Origin of the sequence: Arthrobacter sp. H41 (assembly GCF_000520535.1) — a bacterium.
Taxonomy (GTDB): Bacteria; Actinomycetota; Actinomycetes; order Actinomycetales; family Micrococcaceae; genus Arthrobacter_D.
Genome location: NZ_KI914790.1, coordinates 1 through 5,496, shown reverse-complemented (window position 1 = coordinate 5,496; position 5,496 = coordinate 1). Strand labels below are relative to the sequence as shown.

Below are 5,496 nucleotides of genomic sequence, written 5' to 3'. Positions count from 1 at the left end.
CCGTCAACTGGCGGTCGGCGTCCGCGAGCTGAGCGCGGGCTTCGTCGAGTCTGGATTGCGTGGTGGTCACCGGTTCTACTGGGCGACAAATTTCAGTGCCAGAAATGTTGGAAGGGGAGTACATGCTTTCTCTTCTCTCTTCTCAGTGTCTTTGTGTGGGGGTTACAACAAATCTGGTACTGAATTTGCGTTGATTGCTCGCGGGTCTATGTCCTCCGTGACGGTGTAGCGCCATTGGATCGAGTCCTGCCCGCGGTGCATGATGGTTTCCTCGTCGACGGTGAGGATGCCGAGCATGTGGAGGGCTTGCAGTTGTCGGTCCACCGTCGCCCTCGGCTTTCCTAGCCGCTTGCGAACGTCTTTGGTCGCGGCGTAGGGGTTGCCGGCTACGTCGTCGAGGATCGCCAGGCGTAGGGGCGGCATGGAGTCGCGGGCGCAACGGATTGCTAGCCGTAGGGCGTCGAGTCGGTTCATGCCGAGCGCGATTCCTCCTCGGACGACTTGTGCGAGCTCCTTTGCGAAGCGGGTAGGCATTTCTGGTGCGTGAGCGTCGATCACGTCGCCGCGGTAGTCGTAATCGACGCCGGTTCTGGCGAGGGTGACTATGTTTGCGGCCTCTAGCAGGATTTCTGTTTCCTGTGGGGTAAGGTGTGCGGGCGCTTTGGCCTGATCGATGTTTGCGAGGGCGCCGCTTGCCGCCGCTTCCAGTTCTCGGCGCATCTGCACTTCTTGGCCGGTGTTGCCGATTGCCTGCCGTCCGGCGGCTTGTCTGCCTTTGGTGGAGTCCATGCGGACGATGACGAATCGGTCTCCCATGGAGGCGATGACGTCGTGGGCGCGGTCCCATGCTGTGGTGACGGCGCCGATGACGATTAGGCGGCCTTCCCATTCGAGGGTGCGGCCTCCGTCGGTGCCGACGTTGCGGGACCATCGGCCGTCGTGGATTTCTCGGAATGCTCCGAGGACTTCGCCGCGGGCTGTGCGGTCCATGCTGAGGATGCTTGTCACGTCTTTGATGACGAGGACGCCGGTTCCTCCTAGTTTGCGGAGTAGGCCGCCTGTGGCGTCTTTGGTTTTCTCTTTGGTGCTGGTTGCGGAGAGTAGGGCGCCGACGCTGCTGATTGTGCTGGTGATGGTCGCGCCGCTGCCTTCGAGGGCTTGGACTGTTTCTGTCTTGGCGTTGCCCGATCCGGAGAGCAACAGTAGCCAGAGGGGGTCTCCGTCGAGTTGGTCGCATGCCGCTGCGGCAAGGACGGCGTCGAGGGCTTCGGTGTCGTAGTCGTCGCCGAGCCACTGCCGGTATACCTGGTGCGTTTGGTCTAGTGTCATCGGCGCTACTGGTGGTTTTTTTGGTGCTAATAGTGGTGTCACTGCTTCACTCGCGCCTAGTTCCGATCCTGCGGCGGGGCCAGCGGTGCAATTTTTGCCGTAGCCGTCTTTGCGGAGCAGGGAAGCGGCGGCGGAGTGGTCGCCGCCGTGGTGTAGGTGGGCGTAAACGTGGAACTTGGTGAGTGATTCCCCGGCGGGTAGATCGGTGGAGCTGCTGAACACGTAGAGCCGATCCCGGGCGGGGTCCTTGCCGGTGGTAGCGCTGACGCCGGCTTTTTTGCCGGGCCGGGTCCAGTAGCGGATGCCGGGCCCGTCGGTGTGAGCGTGCGTCCAGCCTGCGGGCGTGAGTATGTCGGCCCAGTCGGTGCGGGCTTCATAATCGTCGCCGGGAGTCAGGCCGTCCGCGGCGGTGCCGCCCGGCGGGGTGCTCGCTCGTGTTGCGAATATTGACGGCGAGGAGGAGGGCGGGGTGGCGTCGAGGGTGCGGAAAAGGTCGTGCACCTGGTCGGCTTCGTCGGTGCTAAGGGTTCCCATCGTGTCGGGGCCTCCGCTGATCCTCTGCCAGTAACCGCCGGAGGGGTGCACTGAGCCGCCGGAGGGGGCAATGATGACCATGCCGCCGCGCCCGCGGGTTTCGGCGAGCACGAGGCCGGCGGCGTCCTTGGCTAGTTTCGTGTTGCCGGCTACTTCCCCGCCGCTGATCCGGTAGATCAGGTGGTATCCGCCGGAAGGTGATTGTTCCACCCAGCCGCAGGCCCGCGCCCATACGTCGCCGAGGCCGGAGGCGGCGGCGAGGTCTTGGAGCCCCTGCATGTGGTGGGCTGCGGCTGCTTCTGTTTCGGTCATTTCGACGCCGGCGTATCCGGTGACGATGCCGAGGCCGAGAGGTGAACCGGCGGGGAACCATTGGTCGACCTCCGAGAGGGTGGATTGCCGTTCCTGGTATTGCCGCCAGTTGCCGGCGGGGGCTTTGCTGCCGTCCGCTCGGACGGGGACGATGCTGAGCCCGTTAGCGAGGGCTTCTAGTGCTACCGCGTGGATGGTGTCAACGCCGGGCAATGTAGCTGTCATGCGAGGTTGCTCCTTGGTTTCCTGCCCGGCCCGGCGGCGGCGCGGTAGGATTGTGCTTGCGAGTTGTCGATTGTTGTGAGGCCCTGGTCCCGGTGGATCGGGGCCTCACCCATTTCGAGGGGTAATCATGCCGAGGCACGGGTGCCGGTGCGCTGCGCTGTATTTGCGTCGAGCCATGCGTTGATGTCGGTTTCGCGGTAGCGGACGGTGTTCCCGATCTTCACGAAGACGGGGCCTAATCCGAGGTAGCGCCACTGCGCGAGGGACCGTTCGGGCTTGCCGAGCATGGCGGACAGTTCGGCCGGTGTGAGGAGTTTCGTTGTCATCGGTTCGCTTCCTATCATATAGTCGCTATCTCGACTACATGAGAATAAAAGCACGCCAGTTCTAGGGGTGTCAAGTGGTCACAATTCCGGCTACTCTGATTCAGTGAATGAACCTGAAGAGTTGGCGGCCGTCGTTGGAGAAAATGCCCGCCGGTTGCGCATTGAAGGCGGCGCGACGATGGAATCTGTGGTGAAGTACGCCCGGCATGCCGGCGTGAAGTGGACCACCGCCAGGATTGTTGATTTGGAGCGGGGGAAGCTCAGTCCAACCTTGCCGATGCTGCTCGTCCTCGCGCACGCGCTGAAGCTTGCCACCCAAAATGATGTGACGCTGGCCGCACTCTTGCAGCATGACGGCATGATCCGACTGAATGAGCGGACCGTCCTGCCAGGGGCGGTGATTGAGCGGTACGTCAATGGAGAGCCCGTCTTTTTCTCGATACGCGATCAGCCGGAGATGGTGGATCGGATCACGCGGATGCTAGAGGGCGTTGAGGAGAATCTTCCTAGCAACCTGTACCTAGATGAAGACTATGAGGGATTTCTAACGTCCTACGGGCTGGGTGATGAGCGAGCCGCCAAAAGTCTGGGAATAAGCAAGAAAGACATGATGGAACGGGCGAAAGACCGCTGGGGACACAACCTCTCAACCGAGCGAGACAGACGCGCCGGCCCTGATGCGAGCGCACAAAAGCGAGGCCAGATTACGCGGACACTCCTCGATGAGCTAAAGAAGGCGCACCGTGGCGACGGTTGAGCCGTATGAGACGGCAGCGGGGCGGCGTTACCGGGTCATTTACCGGACGCCGGAGCGGAAACAGACCTCGAAGCGAGGTTTCAGGACGAAGCGGGACGCCGACCTGTTCCTAGCCTCTGTGGAGGTGTCGAAGGCGCGGGGCGAGTACATAGACCCCGGCGCGGCCCGCGTCACTGTCGGCGAGCTGGGCCCGGCATGGCTACAGCGGCAATCCCACCTGAAACCGTCGTCGCTGCGGCCCGTTGAGGCAGCCTGGCGTAACCACGTCCTGCCAGTGTGGGGAATCGTCCCAGTGTCGGAGGTCCGAAAGACGGCGATTCAACAGTGGGTGTCAGGGCTGACGACGGGCGAGGAATCGGCGGCCCCACCGCGTAAACCGAAGTCCGCGACGGTCGTTATCCGGGCCTATGGGGTTCTGGCCGCGATCCTCGACGGCGCCGTCGACGACCGGCGGGTGCTGTCCAATCCGGCCCGCGGCATCACGCTCCCCCGCAAGGGCAAGAAAGCGCATATCTACCTGTCGCATAAGCAGGTGCACCGGCTCGCGGAGGAATCGAAACACGAGACGCTCGTGCTAGTGCTGGCCTATTGCGGCGTGCGGTGGGGTGAAGCCGTCGGCTTGCGGGTGCGGAATCTGGACATGCTGAAACGGCGTATCAACGTCGAGGAAAACGCGGTCGAGGTCGGCGGCCGCGTCGAGGTCGGCACCCCGAAGAACCATAAGCGGCGGACGGTGCCGTTCCCTCGGTTCCTTGCCGAGCCGCTGGCGAGGCAGTGCGAGGTCAAGGGCCGGGATGACCTGGTGTTCCCTGGTGAGGCCGGCGGCTACCTGCGATCGACGCGGGTACAGGAGGACCACGGCGGCTGGTTCTCCGGCGCCGTCAAGCGGGCTGGGATTCCCCGCATCACTCCGCACGACTTGCGGCACACCGCCGCGAGCTTCGCAGTGTCGGCCGGCGCGAACGTCAAAGCCGTACAGAGGATGCTCGGGCACAGCTCGGCGGCCATGACGCTGGATATCTACGCGGACCTCTTCGACGCCGACCTAGACGCTGTTGCAGACGCACTAGATCACGCTGTCTCAATGGCAGGGGTGGGTGCCTGGCGTACTCCCGCCGATATAGGGTCGTAGACACAAATGAGGGGCCCGCACGCGCAGGCCCCTCATAGGTCGTACTGCTAGCCAAAAACGCCGCTGAGGACGTTCTCCACCTTCTGCCTGGACATCCCAGAGAAGTAGTTTGCGTGCGTAACCTGAACCGTCTCGATGGAGTCGGAACCTACCAACACGATGTCGATAGCAAGCTCGTTCCTGTACTGCTTTTCGAGTTCTCCGTACTTGGCCGTTGCCGCTTGGGCGTCTTCGCCAAACGAGATTTGGTCCACAAGTTCATCTTTTCGGTGATCAAACACAAGCAAAAAATGCTGTATTGACGCCATGGTTTCTTCCTTTCAAGCCCCGGGGTGGAGCGATTTGAGATAAACAGATACCTCATTGCTTAGCTTAGCCAGCTTGTCAAGTGAGCCCTGCGGCGGCGTGTCGCCCGCTTCCGTCGCCGCATTGTAGTCCGAAAGCTGCTTCATGAACTCCTGCACTACATGGCTTCCATCCTGCTTAAAATTTTGGCTTGTAGTGCCAGAAAAAGCTTCGACTGCCTCAGCCCAGTTATGCATTGACTTCGTGCGTAGTTGTATCTCGATCTGACGCCCGTCCCTCAGTACTACTAGATGCATCGCACGGTAGCCTGAGGCTCGCGGCTCGCGAATGTAGTCCTTTTCGTGGTCAAGGCAGTAGCCCCATGTTCGCCGGATCCGCGTTTCCAGCTTGCGCAACTCTGGGAGTGTCTCGACCACAACCCTGCAACCTCCGATGTCCTGCATCCTCGACAGGTCCAACCCCGATTCTCGGGTCAGCTTGTTGACGATGGTAGGAGCCTTCTTGAGTCGCTGGGTGACATCCCCATCGATGCCTAGTGATGCGCAGAAGCTCCGTAACGCGTTGTTGACCTTCAC

Annotated in this window: 6 protein-coding genes; 2 read left to right on the top strand and 4 right to left on the bottom strand. The window is 61.9% G+C overall.

Translation table 11 applies throughout. The features are described 5' to 3' along the window. Positions 1-162 precede the first annotated feature (162 nt). Both Y705_RS21250 and Y705_RS0108435 read right to left on the bottom strand, forming a co-directional pair. The gene (locus Y705_RS21250) at positions 163-2,400 is read right to left on the bottom strand and encodes a bifunctional DNA primase/polymerase (RefSeq protein WP_081737917.1); all 2,238 of its coding nucleotides are present in this window, start codon (positions 2,398-2,400) and stop codon (positions 163-165) included. A 125-nt stretch (positions 2,401-2,525) separates the two neighbouring features. Next, positions 2,526-2,726: a helix-turn-helix transcriptional regulator gene (locus Y705_RS0108435; protein WP_049822490.1), complete on the bottom strand. Its 201-nt coding sequence runs from the start codon at positions 2,724-2,726 to the stop codon at positions 2,526-2,528. A gap of 103 nt (positions 2,727-2,829) precedes the next feature. On the opposite strand from Y705_RS0108435, the gene Y705_RS0108430 reads away from it, so the two are divergent. Both Y705_RS0108430 and Y705_RS0108425 read left to right on the top strand, forming a co-directional pair. After that, entirely contained in the window at positions 2,830-3,483 is a 654-nt protein-coding gene (locus Y705_RS0108430) for a helix-turn-helix domain-containing protein (protein WP_155849986.1), read from the top strand. After that, complete coding sequence (locus Y705_RS0108425) at positions 3,470-4,615, top strand: tyrosine-type recombinase/integrase (RefSeq protein WP_026532542.1); 1,146 nt, start codon at positions 3,470-3,472, stop codon at positions 4,613-4,615. The genes Y705_RS0108430 and Y705_RS0108425 overlap by 14 nt, the downstream gene beginning before the upstream one ends. Positions 4,616-4,662: 47 nt before the next feature. Here the strand turns inward: Y705_RS0108425 and Y705_RS0108420 are convergent, their stop codons facing one another. Together Y705_RS0108420 and Y705_RS0108415 are read right to left on the bottom strand one after the other, a co-directional pair. Then, positions 4,663-4,923, bottom strand: coding sequence for a hypothetical protein (locus tag Y705_RS0108420; RefSeq protein ID WP_026532541.1), 261 nt, complete (start codon positions 4,921-4,923; stop codon positions 4,663-4,665). A 12-nt stretch (positions 4,924-4,935) separates the two neighbouring features. After that, the coding region (locus Y705_RS0108415; protein WP_026532540.1) for a RelA/SpoT domain-containing protein at positions 4,936-5,496 on the bottom strand (561 nt) is incomplete at its 5' end.

Coding starts and splice junctions, on each gene's coding strand:
- Y705_RS21250 (WP_081737917.1), bottom strand. CDS start 2,400: ATGACAGCTACATTGCCCGGCGTTGACACCATCCACGCGGTAGCACTA.
- Y705_RS0108420 (WP_026532541.1), bottom strand. CDS start 4,923: ATGGCGTCAATACAGCATTTTTTGCTTGTGTTTGATCACCGAAAAGAT.
- Y705_RS0108435 (WP_049822490.1), bottom strand. CDS start 2,726: ATGACAACGAAACTCCTCACACCGGCCGAACTGTCCGCCATGCTCGGC.